The 17,175-nt window shown below is 69.8% G+C and carries 15 protein-coding genes; 3 read left to right on the top strand and 12 right to left on the bottom strand.

From position 1 onward, the window contains the following. Positions 1-160: 160 nt before the first annotated feature. Entirely contained in the window at positions 161-5,650 is a 5,490-nt protein-coding gene (locus OG884_RS35395) for an ATP-binding protein (RefSeq protein ID WP_326640149.1), read from the bottom strand. A 440-nt stretch (positions 5,651-6,090) separates the two neighbouring features. Then, positions 6,091-6,909, bottom strand: a complete 819-nt coding sequence (locus tag OG884_RS35390) for an alpha/beta fold hydrolase (protein WP_326640147.1) — start codon at positions 6,907-6,909, stop codon at positions 6,091-6,093. 62 nt (positions 6,910-6,971) lie between these two features. On the opposite strand from OG884_RS35390, the gene OG884_RS35385 reads away from it, so the two are divergent. After that, positions 6,972-7,487 carry a helix-turn-helix domain-containing protein gene (locus OG884_RS35385; RefSeq protein WP_326640145.1) on the top strand — a complete coding sequence of 172 codons (516 nt, stop codon included), beginning with the start codon at positions 6,972-6,974 and terminating at the stop codon, positions 7,485-7,487. Between the two features lie 110 nt (positions 7,488-7,597). On the opposite strand, the gene OG884_RS35380 is transcribed toward OG884_RS35385, so the two are convergent. The 3 genes from OG884_RS35380 to OG884_RS35370 form a co-directional block, all read right to left on the bottom strand. Continuing rightward, on the bottom strand, positions 7,598-8,662 hold the full coding sequence (locus OG884_RS35380) for an iron ABC transporter substrate-binding protein (RefSeq protein ID WP_326640143.1): 1,065 nt from the start codon (positions 8,660-8,662) through the stop codon (positions 7,598-7,600). A gap of 412 nt (positions 8,663-9,074) precedes the next feature. Continuing rightward, positions 9,075-9,950, bottom strand: a complete 876-nt coding sequence (locus OG884_RS35375; RefSeq protein ID WP_326640141.1) for a M56 family metallopeptidase — start codon at positions 9,948-9,950, stop codon at positions 9,075-9,077. Next, the gene (locus OG884_RS35370) at positions 9,947-10,330 is read right to left on the bottom strand and encodes a BlaI/MecI/CopY family transcriptional regulator (RefSeq protein WP_326640139.1); all 384 of its coding nucleotides are present in this window, start codon (positions 10,328-10,330) and stop codon (positions 9,947-9,949) included. Before OG884_RS35370 ends, OG884_RS35375 begins: the two co-directional genes overlap by 4 nt. 366 nt (positions 10,331-10,696) lie before the next feature. Between OG884_RS35370 and OG884_RS35365 the strand changes: the two genes are divergently transcribed. Continuing rightward, on the top strand, positions 10,697-10,867 hold the full coding sequence (locus OG884_RS35365; RefSeq protein WP_326640137.1) for a hypothetical protein: 171 nt from the start codon (positions 10,697-10,699) through the stop codon (positions 10,865-10,867). Positions 10,868-11,015: 148 nt separating this feature from the next. On the opposite strand, the gene OG884_RS35360 is transcribed toward OG884_RS35365, so the two are convergent. From OG884_RS35360 to OG884_RS35345, 4 genes are all read right to left on the bottom strand, one after another. Beyond that, entirely contained in the window at positions 11,016-12,533 is a 1,518-nt protein-coding gene (locus OG884_RS35360; protein ID WP_326640134.1) for an MFS transporter, read from the bottom strand. Further along, positions 12,530-13,177 carry a TetR/AcrR family transcriptional regulator gene (locus OG884_RS35355; protein WP_326640132.1) on the bottom strand — a complete coding sequence of 216 codons (648 nt, stop codon included), beginning with the start codon at positions 13,175-13,177 and terminating at the stop codon, positions 12,530-12,532. The genes OG884_RS35360 and OG884_RS35355 overlap by 4 nt, the downstream gene beginning before the upstream one ends. 384 nt (positions 13,178-13,561) lie before the next feature. After that, positions 13,562-13,861, bottom strand: coding sequence for a tyrosine-type recombinase/integrase (locus OG884_RS35350; protein ID WP_326640130.1), 300 nt, complete (start codon positions 13,859-13,861; stop codon positions 13,562-13,564). 112 nt (positions 13,862-13,973) lie between these two features. Continuing rightward, a complete protein-coding gene (locus OG884_RS35345; RefSeq protein ID WP_326640128.1) occupies positions 13,974-14,219 on the bottom strand; it encodes a hypothetical protein in 246 nt (81 codons plus the stop codon). A gap of 139 nt (positions 14,220-14,358) precedes the next feature. Between OG884_RS35345 and OG884_RS35340 the strand changes: the two genes are divergently transcribed. Beyond that, on the top strand, positions 14,359-14,493 hold the full coding sequence (locus OG884_RS35340) for a hypothetical protein (RefSeq protein WP_326640126.1): 135 nt from the start codon (positions 14,359-14,361) through the stop codon (positions 14,491-14,493). Here OG884_RS35340 and OG884_RS35335 read toward each other — a convergent pair. The 3 genes from OG884_RS35335 to OG884_RS35325 form a co-directional block, all read right to left on the bottom strand. Then, positions 14,470-15,630, bottom strand: a complete 1,161-nt coding sequence (locus tag OG884_RS35335; protein WP_326640124.1) for an MFS transporter — start codon at positions 15,628-15,630, stop codon at positions 14,470-14,472. The two genes, OG884_RS35340 and OG884_RS35335, sit on opposite strands and share 24 nt — an antisense overlap. Positions 15,631-15,888: 258 nt before the next feature. Next, positions 15,889-16,662 (bottom strand): SDR family NAD(P)-dependent oxidoreductase, encoded by a 774-nt coding sequence (locus OG884_RS35330; protein WP_326640122.1) that lies wholly within the window; start codon positions 16,660-16,662, stop codon positions 15,889-15,891. Positions 16,663-16,676: 14 nt separating this feature from the next. Continuing rightward, positions 16,677-17,156 (bottom strand): MarR family winged helix-turn-helix transcriptional regulator, encoded by a 480-nt coding sequence (locus tag OG884_RS35325; protein WP_326640120.1) that lies wholly within the window; start codon positions 17,154-17,156, stop codon positions 16,677-16,679. Positions 17,157-17,175 lie beyond the last annotated feature (19 nt).

Below are 17,175 nucleotides of genomic sequence, written 5' to 3'. Positions count from 1 at the left end.
TTACGCGATCGCGGTGAACGACAACGACGCCACACCACCTTCCACACCACCTTCCACGCCACCGACACCGCCATCACCATCGGCATCCAAGGCCCCGACGCCCAAGAACGCATCAACCAACTCCGCGACGCGCTGTCCAAACTCATCCTTCAGGAGCAGGTCAGACCTGTCGGGCGAGGCCCTTCTCGACCGCCTCGATGATCCGCGGCCGCAGCGCGGCGCAGCTGATGATCGCGTCCACCGAGCCGACGTCGACCGCCCGCTGGATGCTGTGCACGCGGTCGAACTCGGTGGCCACCTCGGTGAGCTTCTCGGCCCGCACGGACGACCGCAGCTCGGCCAGCTCGGCGGCCAACGCGGCACGCGTGGCAGCCGGTGCCTTCGCGACACGGACGGCGAGCGCGAGCACGCGGGGGTCGTTGCCGGTCCGCTTGTCGACGTCGCGAGCGAAGACCACCGCGGCGGCCGGAGCACCGCCGAGCACCGAGGCGAACGAGCCCTCGACCGCGAGCACGGTCATGTTCGGGTTGAGCGCCTTGGAGAACACCACGAACGCGCCGCCGTGGTACCGCGAGATCACGCAGAACACGACGGGGCCCTTGAAGTTCACCACCGCGCGGCCGATCTCCGCGCCGTACTCCAGTTGCAGCCTGCGCATCGACTCGGGCGACCCGTCGAACCCTGACAGGTTGGCCAGCACGACCAGCGGACGGTTCCCGCTGGCGGCGTTGATGGCCCGAGCGGCCTTCTTGGACGACCGCGGGAACAAGGTGCCCGCGGTGTAGGTGTCCGGGCCGTCGGTGGGAGGGAATCCGCGACGTGGCACGGGCCGGGACTCGATGCCCAGCAGGCACACCGGTCGACCACCGAGGTGGACGTCCTGGACCGCGGCGGTGTCCGCGTCGGCCATGCCCGCCCACCGCTCCAGCACCGGGTGGTCCTGATCGGACAGCGCGCGCATCACTGTGCGGATGTCGAACGGCTTCTTGCGGTCCGGGTTGGACTCGATGGAGAAGATCTGGCCCACTGTCGTGAAGTCGCTGTCCGGCACGGAGTGCGGGAACGTCGACACGTCGCGGTCCACCGGGTCGCTGGTGACCGTCTTGCGCGGTCGGCTCTCTCCCGGCGCGACGTAGCTGTGGTCGTAGTAGGACATCAGGACTTCCCGCGCACCGCGGATGTCCGGCGCCCAGTACTGCGCCTGGCCGTTCGGGCCCATGATCCGGTCGTACCCGCCGATGCCATGGTTGTCCTCGGCCGACACACCGCCGGAGAAGTCGAGCGACTGCTTGCCCGTCAGCACCATCGCGGAGTCCGGCGTCATCACCAGGATGCCCCTGGTGTGCATGAGCATCGTGGCCTCGGCGTTCCAGTACGGCTGGGCGCCGACGTTGATGCCCGCGACCACGATGTTGATCTCGCCGCCGTCCTGGGTGAAGTTCACGATCCGCTTCAGCGCGGCCGCCACCCAGTCCATGTTCTCGGTGCCGGACGACATCGAGATCCGGGCGCCCGCGGAGAGCGCGAACCACTCCAACGGCACCCGCATCTGCTCGGCCAGGTCGAGCGCGGCGATCACCCGCGCACACTCGGGCTCGGACAGCGCGCCGAGCGCCTTCGTCGGGTCGCCCAGCAGCACGACGCGGGTCATGCCCTCCGGGTGGCGCGGCGTGGGCGTGCTGACGACACCCGCGACGAGCGCGGCGGTGTTGCGCCCCTTGGGCCGGTTCACCGGCACCAGCTTCGAGTGCTCGTCCAGGTCGTACTCGGTGAACGAGCCGGACGGCCCGGCGAGCATGCCGGTCAGCTCGTACGGGTAGTGCGTGCCGCGACTGTGCGCGCGCAGCACTTCCTGGCGGTAGTCGTCCAGCGGCTCGATGGGCTCGGTCGGCGGCGGCATGACGGACAGCCGCACGCCGGAGCCCACGTCGTAGCCGATCCGGACGGCGATGTCGACGAGCTCGCCGGTGGCGCTGTCGCGGCGCCTGCCGAGGAACAGCACCTCCTCCAGACCCGCGCCCGCCGTCGTCGGCAACACGCGCTTCGCCACGGTTTTCAGGTCGTCCGGCGAGAGATCGGTCGGCGGCCACACGTAGATGACGATCCGGTTCGTGGCGGACGTCTTCGCGCCGGGCTTCTTGGCCCGCCGGATCGCGTCAAGGCACGCGGCCAGGATGTCCTCGGCTGCGGGCAGCGCGACGAGCCTGCCCTCGTCGTCGCGCAACGGGGTCAGGTCGCGGACCTGACCCAGGGCGACGAGGCGCTCGTCGGACGGGTTCTGCCGTGCCGCGGCCCGGAAGAGGTAGACCTCCTCGTCGGGCGAGGGCAGCCGGGTGAGGTCGAAGTCGCGCAACCGCTCCAGCTGCATGCGCTCGGCGATGCGCGGATGCAGACCGCGCAGCAGCCGTTCCTCCACGAAGCCGTCCGCGGACGGCCGGAAGGTGAAGTGGTGGTGCATCACGGCGCCGCTGTTGCCCGCGACGGTCGCGGCGATGCGGCCGACCCGGTTCGACGGCTGCTGCGCGACCAGGACCTCGCGCAGGCGCGTGGCCATCTCGTCGGGGTCGCTCGGACCGTCAGGCCAGGTCAGGTAGACGTCCGCCACCAGCTCGCCGTCACCGGCGAACTCGTCGACCGCCTTGACCGCCTCGGCCAGCGACAGGAAGTCGACCGCGGTGGCCACGACGCGGCCGCGGCCGGTCGCGGTGCGGTGGTCGGCGACGACGAACGTGCAGCCCGCGACCTTGCTCACCCGGATGTCGTTAAGCGCGCGGTTGCCGTAGTAGCGGCGGCTCAGCACCTCCAGCAGCGGCACGGGGTCCACGTCTTCGCGGCCGATTCGCTGGCCGACCAGCCGGACGAGCGGCTCGGCGCTGGCGACCATCGCGGAGATCCGCTCGGCGCGGTCGGGCGCGTCCGGGTGCTGGTCGAGGTGGCGCAGGTGCTTGCGCACGGCCGCGTAGACCTTGGCGCGGGTGCGGCGCCGCAGCGGCTGGGTGAACCAGGCGAACACGACGCCGCGTGCCAGGTCGGCGACGGCCGGGAACCGGACCTGGGTGGCGGCGACCAGGTGCTCCAGCGCCAGGCCGACGGTGACGCGGTCCGCCTGGGCGGGCGGGGCCTCGTTCACCCACTGGCGCAGCAGGGTCGTCACCACGGCGGCGTCGGCGGACGCGCGCTGCTGGGCCAGGAAGATCCGGAAGACCGCGTCCTCCAGATCCGGCGTGCGCTCCAGGCCTTCGACGCCGTAACGGGACAGCACGTGCGTGAGCCGCTGCTGGAAGCTCTCCGACAGCCCGGACCGGTCCGAGTCGAGGCACTGCAGGTAGGTGTGGAAGTACTCGCGGGGGCTGTGCACCGAGGAGGCGGACTTCGACTCCTCGCCGGCGGGCCGGTTGCGGCTCAGTTCGCTCAGGTCGGCGAACAGGCGCAGCAGCTCGACCTCACCGGCCGGCTCGTGCTCGCCCTCCGCGACGAGCTCGGCGCGCACGGCCAGGTAGTTGGCGAGCAGGCGCTTCTCGTCCTGCGAGTCGATGTCGAAGCCCAGCAGGAGACTGCGCAGGTCCTGCAGACCACGCGCGGCCCGCTCGGCCGCGGGCACGTCCACCGGCTCGGACGGCAGGTCCAGCTCGACTTCCGTCGCTGCGGCCGCGGGACCGGCCGTCTCGTCGCCGTCACCCAGCGGCTCCAGGCGGAGCAGGCGGGCACCCACCTCCACCTGGCTGCCGACCGACACCGCGAGCTCCCGCACGCGGCCGCGGAACGGCGCGCGCAGCACGGTCTCCATCTTCATGCTCTCGACCACGAGCAGCGGCGCACCGGCCTCGACCTCGTCGCCGGCCTGCAGCGGCGTGGCCACCACGAGCGCGGGCACGGGCGAGCGCACGATGCCGCCCTCGTCGCGGCTGATCCGGTGCGTGATGCCGTCGACCTCGACCAGGTGGATCGGGCCGTGAGTGCTCGTGACGACCTTGAAGCGGGCGCCGTTCACGGTGATCTGGCCGCTGTGCTCGTCGAAGCGCTCGATGTCGACGTCGGCCGCGTGCTCGGGGCCGCCCGCCGAGATGCCGATACGAAACCGGTGGCCACCGGTGCGGGCGACATGGACGCGGTAGCCGACGTCGCGGAGCTTGAGCTCCAGCGCGCGGCCGCTCTCGTGCTGCGACTGCGGACGGCCGCCGTGCGCGGCGGACAGGAAGCGCTGCCGCGTCACGGCCTCCTCGTCCTCGTAGGCCTCGATGGCGGCGGCGATCAGCGCGATCGCGGAGTGCTGGTGCGACACAAGGGCGCCCTGGGCACGCACCCGGTCGATCCAGCCGGTGTCGGCGGACCCGTCGATCACCGCGGTCTCGTCGAGCAGCATGCGGACGAAGCCCTTGTTCGTCACGCCGCCCTCGATGATGACGGTCGTCTGCGTCATCGCGCGGCGCAGGCGGGCCAACGCCTCCGTGCGGTCACGGCCGTGCGCGATGATCTTGGCGATCATCGAGTCGAAGTCGGCGGGGATCGCGTCGCCCTCGCTGAACCCGGTGTCCACCCGGATGCCGGGGCCGCTGGGCAGCGCCAACCGCGCGATCCGGCCGGGTGAGGGTGCGAAGTCGCGGTCGGGGTCCTCGGCGTTGAGGCGCGCCTCAACGGCGTGACCCCACTCCTCGGGCGCGTCACCCTCGAGCTTGCCGCCCGCCGCGATGTGCAACTGGGCCTTCACCAGGTCGACGCCGGTGGTGATCTCGGTGATCGGGTGCTCGACCTGCAGGCGCGTGTTGACCTCGAGGAACGCGAACAGTTGCTCACCGGGGTGGTAGAGGAACTCGATGGTGCCCGCGCCCTGGTAGTCCACCGCGAGCACGAGCCGCTCGGCCGACGCCTTCAGTTCGGCGACCTGCCCGGCGTTGAGGACCGGGGAGGCGGACTCCTCGATGATCTTCTGGTTGCGCCGCTGCACGGAGCAGTCGCGCACGCCCAGCGCCCACGCGGTGCCCTGCCCGTCCGCGATGACCTGCACCTCGACGTGCCGGGCACCCGTCACCAGGCGCTCCAGGAACACGACGCCACTGCCGAACGCGCGTGAGGCTTCCTGGCGGGTCAGCTCGTAGGCCTGGGCCAGCTCGTCGGCGTCGGAGACCATCCGGATACCACGACCACCGCCGCCCGCGGTCGCCTTCAGCATCAACGGGTAGCCGATCCGGTCCGCCGCCGCCTTCGCGTCCTCCAGCGTCTCCACCGGACCGCGGCTCCACGGCGCGACGGGCACACCGACCTCTTCGGCGATCAGCTTCGAGCCGATCTTGTCGCCCAGCTTGCGCATCGCCTCGGCGCTCGGGCCGACGAACGTCACGCCGATCTCGGCGCACAGGTCGGCGAACGCCGGGTCCTCCGCCACGAAGCCCCAACCGACCCAGGCCGCGTCCGCACCGGTCTCGACCAGGGCTTTCCTGAGGGCCGAGTGGTCCAGATAGGGCCGGTTCGCGGCGAGCCCCAAGTCGTAGGCGATGTCCGCCTCGCGAACGAACGTGGCCGTCCGGTCGGAGTCCGTGTACAGGGCGACGGTCTCGATCCGTGTCCCTGTCTCCGCGGCTAGGTCCCGAACGGCGTGAATGAGCCGCATGGCGGCTTCACCGCGGTTGACGATGGCGACACGACTGAACACTGAGGAGCCTTTCGAAGACGGTGAACGCGGCGGCCATCCCCGCCCCAACCGGGGTACATACTCTCGGTTGCCCCCGGATACCGGAACGGCGGGGACTAAGCGTGTTTCGCGGCCGGAGTTGTGGGGATCGCACAAACGCGCCCGTCGGGGTGGTGTGTGACATGCGGCTGGTGCGACCTTGGTCGCACAGCGGCCCGTGAACTCGGGGGTCCGTTCGGACGGGTCAGGCGGCATCGGTTCGCGCCGCGGTGACCGTCACCGTGGCGTGGCGCATCGTCCCGAGTCGCGCCCAGCGCACCGCGGCGGAGCTGTGGACGCTTCAGGAGAGGGTGTAGGGGGAGATCCAAGGGGCAACGTTGAGCCCGGCGCCGCGGGTCGGGAAGGTATTTCCGGGCGTTCCGGGCTGGGCCTCGACGCCTGCGGTGGATCAGCTCTTCTGATCAGCTGCCGAGTCTGGCGAGTAGGTCCTGGATCGCTTGGAGGATGGCGTCGGGACGACGGAAGATGACGGAGGCGTGTCCGGCGTCGTCGATAATGCGGTTCTCGCCGTGTGAAACCGATTTGGCCAGCGCGGTGTAGAGCCGCGTCTTGGCTTCGTTCTCCTCGTGGAGGAGCGATTTGGGTATGCCCTGGGTTACCGCTTCTTTGAAGGGGTCGATCGCCGTGGCGGTGAGCACTATCAGTGGGACGTCGGGCATCGGTCCCGCGCTGCGTACCTCGTCATGGAGTTGGTAGCGGTTGGCCGCCTCCCGGCCGCCGATCCTCAGCCATTCCGGGCTGATGTGACGTGCGATCAGCGGTTCGCGGATCTCCTCCGGCCAGTCGGCCATCTCCCGTGCGAACAGGTCGCGGTAGAACTGGATGATTTCGGCGGGCAACTCGTCGGGCAACGCCTCGCCGGGGTCCCATGCCTGGTACAGCTCGTTCAGTTTCTGGGGCATGTAGGAGTCGTAGTCCTCGTGTTCGGGCTCCACCAGGACCAGGCCCGCTACCTCGTCGGGGAAACGCTGTGCATGGTGGCGTGCGTAGAGGCCGCCGAGGGAGTGACCGACCAGCAGGTAGGGAGCGGGCACGTCGGCGATCCGCAGCAGTTCGCGCAGCTCGTCGGTGACCTGGGTGGAGGTGCGTGGCAGCTCGACCCGGTCACTCCACCCCGTTCCGGCCCGGTCGTAGACCATGCTCGTGGTGAGTTCGGCGGCTCGCTGTTGAACGGTGAAGCCGTCCATGCCGGACGAGCCGCCCCCGGGTAGGAACACCACCGCCGGGCTCCCGCTGCCTGATCGGTGGAGAAACAGTCTCCGGTCCTTGTATCGTGCACGCCATGTCCGGCGGGCGCACACGTACCACGTCCGACCTTTGTGCCGGCCTGACCGATGTCCCCAAGACCACCGTGTACCGGCACGTCGGCCTGCTCGCCGAGGCGGGAGTGCTGGAAGTCGTCGACGAGCAGCGCGTGCACGGCGCCGTCGAACGCCACTACCGGCTACGCCGCGAGCACGCGGGGATCGACGCCGACATGGCCGCGTCGATGTCCCTGGACGAGCACCGCCACGGGTTCGCCGCGGCCATGGCCGCTCTTCACGCCGAGTTCAACGCCTACCTCGACCGGGAGGGAGCCGACCCGACCGCCGACTCCGTGGGCTACCGGCAGGGCACTTTCTGGCTCGCCCCCGACGAGCTCGCCGAGATGATCGACGCGCTGCGCGGCGTCCTCGCGTCAAGGGCGGGTAACAAACCCGCGCCCGGCCGCAGCCCCCACCTGCTGAGCATGATCCTGTTCCCGGCGGAGGAGTCACCGTGGCACAGGACTGGCCGGCAGGCCGGCCACCACCCCTGAGTCCATAGCCGGACGGGATCAGGGCGACCGTTGCGGCCACCACGGACGACGTGAGCACCACGGGCCGTGATGACCGCAACCTGGCCGCCTCGCGAAGAGCGGTGACGTTCTCAGGGGACCAGTCCCGATTCCTTGATGAGCGCGATCGTCGCCTCGAGCTGGTCGAGGTCGTTCAGGTCGACCGAGGGAACCTTCAGCTCGTCCAGGGCGGGTACCCCCGCGGGCGGTGCGGCGTCGGCCAGGACCGGGTACTCGAAGGTCTCCTCGGCGAAGTACTTCTGCGCCTCGGCGCTGAGCAGGTAGGTGACGAATGCCTGCACGTCAGGATTCTGGGCGGCCTTCTTCAGCACGCCGACGCCCGCCACGTTGACCAGGGCGCCGCTGTCGCCGTCGGGGAAGAAGTGCAGCTTTGCGGTGAGTGTGTCGGGCGTCTTGCCCTTCTCCTTGGCCAGCTCGCCCAGGTAGTAGTGGTTGATCAGGCCGACGGCGAGTTTGCCGGAGTCGACCTCCTCCAGGATCGGGCCGTTGCCCTCGCGGATCTGCGGGTCGTTGGCCTTGAGGCCGGCGAGGAAGTCCTTGGCCTTGGCCTGTCCGTGCTGCACCGTCACAGCGGTGACGAACGCCTGGAAGGACGCGTTGGTCGGGGCCACCCCGACCTTGCCCTTCCAGGCCGGATCGGTGAGGTCGAACACCGAGGTGGGCAGCTGGGCGGCGGGTACCAGGTCGGGGTTGTAGACCAGTACCCGCGAGCGGGCGGTGACACCGACCCATTCCCCGCTCTTGGCACGGTAGGTCGCCGGCACCTTGTCGAGTACGGTGGCCGGAAGCGGCGCGAACATGCCCTTCTTGGCCACGGCGCCGAGCGCGCCGGCGTCCTGGGCGAAGAAGGCGTCCGCCGGTGACTTCTCTCCCTCTTCGAGGAGCTGGGCGGCCATGGCCGCGGTGTTGGCGTAGCGGGCCTCGACGGCGATGCCGCTCTGCGCGGTGAATTTGTCCAGCAGGGGCTTGACCAGGGACTCGCTGCGCCCGCTGTAGACGGTGATCTTCTTGTCGGCCGTCGGACCGGCAGCGGCTCCGGTGGTGTCCGCGGATTCGCCACCGCAGGCGGCCAGTCCGAGGACGAGAGCACCGGTGGCGGCCAGTGTGAGCACGGTTTTGGGGAGGAACGTCGGCACCGCGGTGCTCCTTCGGTCATGGAGAAGAATTCCGATTACAACCACATCGCTGTAGAAGTTAGCAGAGCCTAACCTAAGTGTTTGCCGCAGGGCTAGCGCCGGTAACGGTAAGGGGCCTGGCGGCGATATGGCGACGCCATGTGCAGAGGTGGCGCCGGCACTACTCGTGTGTCCGCGACACGCGGCCCCAGGGGAGGTCCCCGGCTACACCCGTCGTACGAGGCGAGGCGGGGCGAGGAGCGCGCCCGGCCGTGGGCCTCCTGGGATGATCATCGGGGGGTTGTCCCGGCCTTCACCGCCCCGCCTGCGCGCAACGGGCCGATCACTTCCGGCGTCGGCGAGAAGAAGAGCGTGTCATCGCCATACCGGCCTGGGCGGAGCCAGTGGCGGCGGGTATCGGCGTCGCCGAGGTCTACCGCTCGCAGGGGCCTCCGGGCTGCGTCAGGTCGACGATGGCCTCTCCGGTCCAAACCACCGATCCCGCTGCCACCAGGACGGGAACCGCGAGCAGGAAAGCGCCGCGTGGGCTGGGCAGTGGTTTGAGCAGGGCGGCGATCCGGCGCGGGACGGGCCCGGGACCTCGCAGGCCCGAGAACGGCACCGCCCCGAACGGCACCTCGCCATCGGGGGACAGCAGGGCCGCCTCGCCGATCGCCCGGGCCGTTGCCCTGCGGTCACCGGTCTGCTCGGCGGCCCGCTCGTCGGCCCAGCGCTCGATCATGTATCCCACCAGGTGGCGGACCTGCCACAAGAAGGGGTGTGCCGCCACGGCCAGTCGGCTGGCCAGCAGCCATCGGTGATGATGGCCGCTCAGATGGGCGTGCTCGTGCGCCATGACCACCGCGTGACTCTCCTCACCGAGAGCGTCCAGCATGCCCTGGGTCACCACGATCCGGCCCGGCCGCCCGGGGAGGGTGAAGGCGGCCGGTCGTTCCTCGGCCACCACCACGACGACATCCCCGCCGGGAAGGGCGGCGGCCTGCTCGCGAGCGGCGCACAGCGACCGCCGCTCCCGCCGGGCGCCGCCGGCGAAGCTCGCGACGGCGATCGCGAGGAAGGCCAGGGCGGTCCAATACGGCCATTCCGGCAGATCGCCCTGGATGAGGACCAGGAGGGTATGGATCGAGACAGCCGCCACGCTCACCGAACTCGCGGCCGCGACCACGACGGCTGAGGATACGAAGGCCACCGCCGCCTGTGCCGGATGTTGCCGGTCGACCAGCGCCGCCATCGAGACGACCAGTGCCGCGGGAGCCACGAGCGTTGACAGCAGGAAATGGTCGATCATCGGGTTTCGCTCTCGTCTTCACCCAGCAGTAGTCGCCGGACCAGTTCTTCGTCGCCGGCCGAGAGCCCGGAGATGAAATGCGTCAGGACAGGTGCGTGGTCGGCCTCGGCGTCGAGCAATCGTCTCATCCGCCAGGCGACCAGCCCCGAGGGGGCGGCGGGCGCGGCATAGCGGTAGGCCCGCCCGGACCGCTCGCGCGTTACGATGCCCTTGTCGTGCAGCCTGGTCAGGGTGGTCACCACGGCACTGTAGGAGAGCTCTCCGCCCCCTTTGCCGCTGAGCAGGTCACGTACCTCCCCTGGCGACAGGGTGCCGGATGCCTCGTGAAGCACGGTGAGAATCTCCGCTTCCAGGACCCCCGGGGATCGGCGAGAGCTCATCGGACGACCATAGCGGCCTCTGCCGCCGGCCCGGAAGTGGTCACCTTCCGATGTTCCTCAACCCGCGTATCCCGAAGGGAGCCGTTTATTGGAGGGGCCCGACAAGGTGGTCGTGAGCGTGGAGAGTAGAGCGCTTCCGAGCACGAACGTCCAGAGAGTGAACGGATCGAGCGCAAGTCGTTCCAGGGCCCCGAACCAGTCGGCGGACAGTTGGAGGCTGAGGCCACGCCAGCGCCACGACAAGCTGCACCGGGAAATAGAGGATGGTCGCTATCCACGCCACGGCGCCAAGCCGGATTCGGGTTCGGGTAGCCGGCATGTCGGCGGGTCCTATCGGGCATCCCGCAGTCCAACCTCGGCATCTCCATGCGCGCCGGCATCGACCTGCTCACCCGCAGGAACGCCGAGCCGGGCAGCATCTTCCACAACCGCGTCGACCTGGAGCACATCGGCGCGTCGGGCCACTCCCAGGGGGGCGCGGCAGTTCCCCGTAAAACGGCACCTCCGCCGCGCAACGCGCGACCACGGCCGCGGTGAGGTCACCGACCCGGGAAGCCGGCCGGGCGTGTAGATCGGACACCGGCGAATCGTCACATTGCCCAAACCTCGCCGTCAATCACTGCTCCGTGCGCGGAGACGACCGGCAGGGTCGATCAGGTCATCCCTGGTCGGCGGCGTGTGGCGATCAGTTGTGCCCGGCGGTGATGTTGAGGTCGCGCGGGACGAGCCACCAGACGACGAGCGCGGTGGCGAGCATGAGCACGCTCCCGGCCAGCCCGGTCATCTCCAACGACAAGGTGAACGCCGCCTTGGCCTGCTGGGCCAGGTGTGCTCCTGTGGCTCCGGCCTGGTGGGCGGCCTCGATCGCGGCGGCCAGCGACTCGCGGGCGGCATCGCCTGCGGCGGCCGGCAGCGCCTCCCGGTACACGGCGGAGGCGACGCTGCCCAGCACCGCGACGCCGAGTACGCCGCCCAGCTCGTAGCTGGTCTCCTCGATCGCGGCGGCGCTGCCCGCCTTCTCCAGCGGCGCACCGGCCATGATGACCGCCGAGGCGATCGCCAGCGAGCCCATCCCCAGCCCGATCAGCAGCAGCGACACGGCGATCCACGGATAGGTGACGGGCGCGGCGTACAGCACGCCGAATCCCAGCCCGGACACCGCCAGCCCTCCGGCCAGCACCGGGCGGGTCCCGACACGCACCGCCAGCGAGGGCGCCAGCGGCGACAGCACCAGCGCGCCCAGCGCGGTCGGCAGCAGCCGCACGCCGGTCTCCAGCGGGGAGTAGCCGCCTGCGAGCTGCATCCACTGCGCCATCAGCAACATCATCGCCGCCATCGCGATCGACGTGCTCAGCGCGGTGATCGTGCCCGCGGTGAACGGCCGGCTGCGAAACAGGCGAATCTCCAGCAGCGGGTCGGACCGGTTCAGGCAGCGCCGGACGAACCAGGTGAGGGCCACCACGGCGAGGCCGAGAGCGACCCACGAACCGACGCCGACAGGGCCCTCCTTACCGAACTGCTTGATCGAGTAGACCAGGGCGACCATCCCGGTGATCGACAGCGCCGTGGCGAACACGTCCCAGCGGCCCGGACGCGGGTCGCGTGACTCGGGCAGCAGGAAGAGGCCGGCGACGATCGCCACCGCCATCACCGGAACGTTCACCAGGAACGCCGCGTGCCAGCTGAAGTGCTCCAGTAGCAGCCCGCCCAGAATCGGCCCGAGCGCGCCGCCCAGGGCGGCCATCGCGGACCAGACGCCCAGCGCGGTCGCCCGCTCTCTGGGGTTGGGGAACAGGGTGCGGATCATCGACAGGGTGGAGGGCATGATCATGGCGCCGCCGACGCCGAGCATCGCCCGTACCGCGATCACTTCGCCGGGTGAGTCGGCCCAGAGCACCGCCGTGGAGGCCAGACCGAACAGTGAGAAGCCGGTGAGCAGCATCTTCTTGCGGCCCCAGCGGTCACCGAGCGCGCTCACCGTGACCAGAAGGCCGGACAGCACCAGCGCGTAGACGTCCACCATCCACAGCAACTCGACCGAGCCGGGACGCAGGTCGGCTGAGATCGCGGGCAGGGCGACATTGAGGATGGTCATGTCCATGACCACCAGCAGCAGACTCGCCGACAGTACCGCCAGCCCGGCCCAGCGCCGACGCCGCGACACACCGGGCTTCGCCGGCGGCGCGTAGGAGGTGCGGGTCATGCCCTCCTCCCGCCCTGCGGCCCACGTTCCCCGGCACTGCTCGGCGAAGCGCCGCCCGGCGGCCGCTCACCGCGGCCATGGTGAGGATCGTGCTCGCCGACGCCGCGAAAGAAGGTCTCGTGCAGCACCCTGGGAAGGTCGCGCCGTGCGACGTCGCCCCGGTTCAGGCTTTCCCGTACGGCGAGCAGCAGGCCGTACACCGTATTGCTGATCCACCGCACCGGCAGGTCGGCCCGCAGGGCCCCGGCGCGCTGGGCCGCCTGGTAGAGCGCGATCTCCCTGCCCTCCAGCTCGTCACCGCGTTCCCGCAGTTCGGGCACCACCGACATCACCAGGTCGGTGAGCGCGAAGTTGTACTCCTCGGCCTCGCCGATCAGACCACTCAGCATCTCCCGCAGAGCGGCGATGATCACTGCCGGTTCCGTGGAGTGGGCGGCCTGCTCGATCCCGGCCCTGTCCTGGGCCTCCTCCCATCGATCCAGCGCGCGGTGACCGAGCGCGAGCAACAGTTCTTCTCGGCCGGCGAAGTGCCGATGCAAGGTGGCGCGGCTCACTCCGGTCGCCTCGGCGATGTCGGCCATCGACGCGGCCGGGTCGTGGTTGAGGTGCTGAATCGCGGCGACGATAATCTGATCGCGGCTCACGGCCATCAGTCAACTCCGTATTGTTTGCGACATTTTTATCTCAAATGATAGCTAATCGTCTGAATCTCGTGCGTTGCCGGTGGGTCGATCGACTCGTTCACCCGCCTTCCCTGACTCCTGCGGCAGACGCGGCGCGCGACCGGCTGGTTCTACGCCCCCGACCTGCATTCGGCGATCCTGCCGAGGCTGTGCGAGCGGATCGAGGCCGAGCGGCCGTCGGATTCGGCCTGTCGCTAAGGAAGCCGTCATCAAGTACAGGCGAGCGTGTCGAGCCTGGTCAGTGAGGTCTTCGTCGGCTTCTTGCGGATCTTCGGGTCCAGCCGAGATGCGGGTAAAACCGGCCATGAGTCGATCTTGACGCCCGTTTGCGCAGGCAGGCGTACGTTAGCGGTCAACCGTGATCAGCTTGAGGGCGTCTTCCTTGTCCTTGTCGGACGGCAAGCTGTAGCGGCGGGTGGTCTCCAGGCGGGCGTGGCCGAGGATCTCGGCGACCAGGACCAAGTCGGTTTTGCCGCGGACCGGCGTGGTGGCGAGCGTGTGGCGCAGGACGTGTGCCGTGGTGGGATCGTCCAGCCCGGCCGTCTGGGCGTTCTCGGCGATGAGACCGTCGGCGGCGCGGGCGGTCAACTGTCCGCCCTTGGCGTCGAGGAACGACGAACAACCCCAAATACCGGCCTCGACCATGGGGTGAACAGGCAGTTCTCCAAGGATCAGCGGCTCTTTGGCCCCTGGTCGTAGCTATAGGAGTTTCGACATCGAGTGGTTGGCCGCCGGTGCCGTGGGCTCCAATGCGTGGTCAGGCTTGGCCGGGCGCGCAGGCGGTTTCGTGTGGCCGTCCGTCCTCGACCCTCGCGATGGGCTCGCCGATGAGATCTTGCAACGCGCTCTTCGGCGCGGTCCGAGCCGAGGGGGTGAGGTCGGCCAGGAGCCGGTCCTCTATTGCCTCGATGTTCCCGCGGGCGGCTTTGAGGGCACGGCTCCCCTCGGAGGTGACCTCGATGATGCGCGCCCTGCGGTCGGCGGGGTCCGGCCGGCGGCGCACCAGGCCGGCGCTTTCCAGTTCGTCGAGGATGAGGACCAGCTTGCTCTTGTTGAATGTGAGGCAACCTTGTGACGCATCTTCTGCATCTGGACGCCGGCGGACGCAGCGACTCGTTCTCGCGCAGACTCGGCAAGGCTTCGTGGCCGACTGGCGGGCGACCCATCCCGATGGGGTCTACACCTACCGCGACCTGGTGGCGGACCCGGTGCCGCCCATCGACGAGGACCGTGTCCACCTCGCCACCCAGCGGTCATCGCGATCGCGGATGGCGTAGTGCTCCGGCGGATGCGGCCATGAAGACCGCGAGCAGGGCCGGGATTCCCAGGGCGGCGGGCAGGCCGATGAGTTCGGCGGCGCCGCCGATGATGGCGGGGCCCGCGACGAGCCCGGCGTAGCCGACGGTGGCGACCTGGGCGATGGCCTGCCCGGCGCGGGCGGGGTCATGGTTTCCCGCGGCGGAGAAGACCTGGGGGACGATGGTGGCCAGGCCCAGGCCGAAAAGGGCGAATCCCGCGAAGGCGACGGGGATCTGGCCGATGAGCAGTGCGCTGCCGAGGCCGAGGGCGGCGATGAGGCCGGAGTAGCGGACCAGGCGTACCGGGCCGAACCTCTGGGCTAGGCGGTCTCCCGCGAAGCGGCCGATGGTCATGGCGGTGGAGAAGACGGCGAATCCGGCGGCGGCGACGGCCTGGGGGGCGCCGAGGTTCTGGAAGAGATAGACGGCGGTCCAGTCGTTGGCGGCGCCCTCTCCGACGAGCCCGGCGAAGGCCACGATTCCCATGAGGATGATCCAGTTGGTCCATGGGACGCGGCGTGGGGCGATGGTGTGGGTGGTGGGTGGTGGGGTGGCGGGGAGGAGATGGCGCCGGGCGTACAGGGAGGCGAGGGCGAGGGGGATGCCGACGGCGGTGAGGGTGGCGGCGGCGCTGAGGTCGAGCCAGGCGAAGAGGCCTCCGATGCCTGCGCCGATGAGTCCGCCGATGCTGAACATGCCGTGGAAGGAGGACATGACGGGGCGGCCGTAGGCGCGTTCGACTTCGACGCCGTGGGCGTTCATGGAGACGTCGAGGGAGGCGTTGACGAGGCCGAAGAGGAAGAGGGTGGCGATGAGGATCGGCAGGGTGGGGGCGTAGCCGGGGGGGATGACGGTCAGTGAGGTGGCGATGGCGGCGGGGGTGATGAGGCGGGCGCTGCCGAGGCGGTCGGTGAGGTGTCCGGCGAAGCGCATGCCGGTGATGAGTCCGATGGCGACGGCGAGGAGGCCGTAGCTGAGCTGGCCGTCGCTGAGGTCGAGTGTGTCCTTGACGGCGGGGATGCGGGCGGCCCAGGCTCCGGAGACGGTGCCGAGGAGGATGAAGAAGTAGGAGACGGCTCGGCGGGCGTTGGTGGGGTGCTGGTGTGTGGTGGTCATGGGCGTCCCCGGGTGTGTTGGATCCGGGGCGTTATTCAATCATGGTGGGTTCTTGATGTGTGGGCGGGTTCGGCTGCCCGTGGCGGGTCGCGATGGGTGTCTTCCTCGACGTCTTCCTCGACGGCGCGACTCAGGCTCTCCCGATAGTTGCGTGCCGCCTGTGACCATCTGTGACCATGACGGGGCGGCCCTTGGGTGAGGGTGGGCCCGGCATGCCGGCGCCGGAGATGTGGGCCGCCGTATGGGTCGGTGAGCCGCTCAGTGGACGGAGAGGCCGCCGTCGACGCAGATGGCCTGGCCGGTGATGTAGGCGCCGGCGTCGGAGGCGAGGAGGACGGCGATGCCGGCGAAGTCGGCCGGGGTGGCGTTGCGGCCGGTCATGGAGCGTGCGGCGAGTGCTTCTACGTGGCCGGGGATGGCCTGGGCGGGTTCGGTGAGGGGGGTGAGGACGAAGCCGGGGATGATGGTGTTGACGCAGACGCCGTGGCGGGACCAGGCCTCGGCCTGGGAGCGGGTGAGGCCGGTGATGGCGGCTTTGGAGATGCCGTAGGCGCCGCTGTCGCCGAAGGCTCTGTGGGATTGCTGGGAGCCGAGGTTGATGATGCGGCCCCAGCCGCGCCGGGCCATTCGGGGGCCGAAGTGCTGGCCGAGCAGGTAGGGCGCGGTGATGTTGACGGCCATGGTCTGGTCGTAGTCGTCGTTTGTGAGGTCGGCCATGGGGCGGCGGATGTTGTTGGCGGCGTTGTTGACGAGGATGTCGATGTCGCCGAAGAGGGTGGGGGCCTGGTGGCAGAGGCGGGTGATGTCCTCGGGGTTGGCGAGGTCGGCGGTGATGGCGGCGGCGGTGATGGCGTGGTCGTGGAGCTCGCCGAGGGTGCGGTTGAGTTGTTCGGTGCGGCGGGCGACGATGACGACGGCCGCGCCGGCGCGGCCGAGGGTGTGGGCGATGGTGTGCCCGATGCCGGAGCTGCCGCCGGTGACGAGGGCGGTGCGGCCTGAGAGGGAGAAGAGGTCGTCGATGGGCGTGGTCACAACGATGGAACCTATCATCCCACCTTTTCGTGTGTGGGGTGGTCCTGGAGGGTGTAGGCGGCCCGCTGAATTCTCTCCATGACGCTGGACAGGTCCCGCAGGGTGGTGGTGTCCAGGTGGTGCAGGACGCGGCGGAAGTCGGCGAGGCCCGCCTCGGCGATCTGCCTGGTCAGGGCGTGGCCGGCGGGAGTGAGTTCGACGCGCCGGACGCGGCGGTCGTGGGGGTCCTCGCGGCGGGTGACGAAGCCGTGGGCGACGAGGCGGTCGACGATGCCGGTGACGGTGCCGAGGCCGACGCCGAGGTGGCCGGCGAGTTCCTGGCCGGAGGCGGAGTCCTGGCCGGAGAGGATCATGACGACCTTGAGTTGGCGCATGGTCAGGTTGGAGTCGAAGAGGGGGGAGGAGGGGCGGTGCTGGGCGAATAGCCGCCCTAGGTCGTGCTGTATGGCACCGATCTGGTCGATCAGTCTTTCGCGGTCGTCGTTCACGCTCACCTCTCGCTTCCTGAGAAGG

Origin of the sequence: Streptosporangium sp. NBC_01755 (assembly GCF_035917995.1) — a bacterium.
GTDB lineage: Bacteria > Actinomycetota > Actinomycetes > Streptosporangiales > Streptosporangiaceae > Streptosporangium.
Note: the sequence above shows the minus strand (reverse complement) of the source record. Positions and strands in the feature narration are given on the sequence as shown.

Bases quoted from the DNA above. Each gene is read 5' to 3' on its own strand.
- OG884_RS35375 (WP_326640141.1), bottom strand. From the start codon at position 9,950: ATGATCGACCATTTCCTGCTGTCAACGCTCGTGGCTCCCGCGGCACTG.
- OG884_RS35335 (WP_326640124.1), bottom strand. From the start codon at position 15,630: ATGACCACCACACACCAGCACCCCACCAACGCCCGCCGAGCCGTCTCC.
- OG884_RS35365 (WP_326640137.1), top strand. From the start codon at position 10,697: ATGCGCGCCGGCATCGACCTGCTCACCCGCAGGAACGCCGAGCCGGGC.
- OG884_RS35350 (WP_326640130.1), bottom strand. From the start codon at position 13,861: ATGGTCGAGGCCGGTATTTGGGGTTGTTCGTCGTTCCTCGACGCCAAG.
- OG884_RS35385 (WP_326640145.1), top strand. From the start codon at position 6,972: ATGTCCGGCGGGCGCACACGTACCACGTCCGACCTTTGTGCCGGCCTG.
- OG884_RS35360 (WP_326640134.1), bottom strand. From the start codon at position 12,533: ATGACCCGCACCTCCTACGCGCCGCCGGCGAAGCCCGGTGTGTCGCGG.
- OG884_RS35370 (WP_326640139.1), bottom strand. From the start codon at position 10,330: ATGAGCTCTCGCCGATCCCCGGGGGTCCTGGAAGCGGAGATTCTCACC.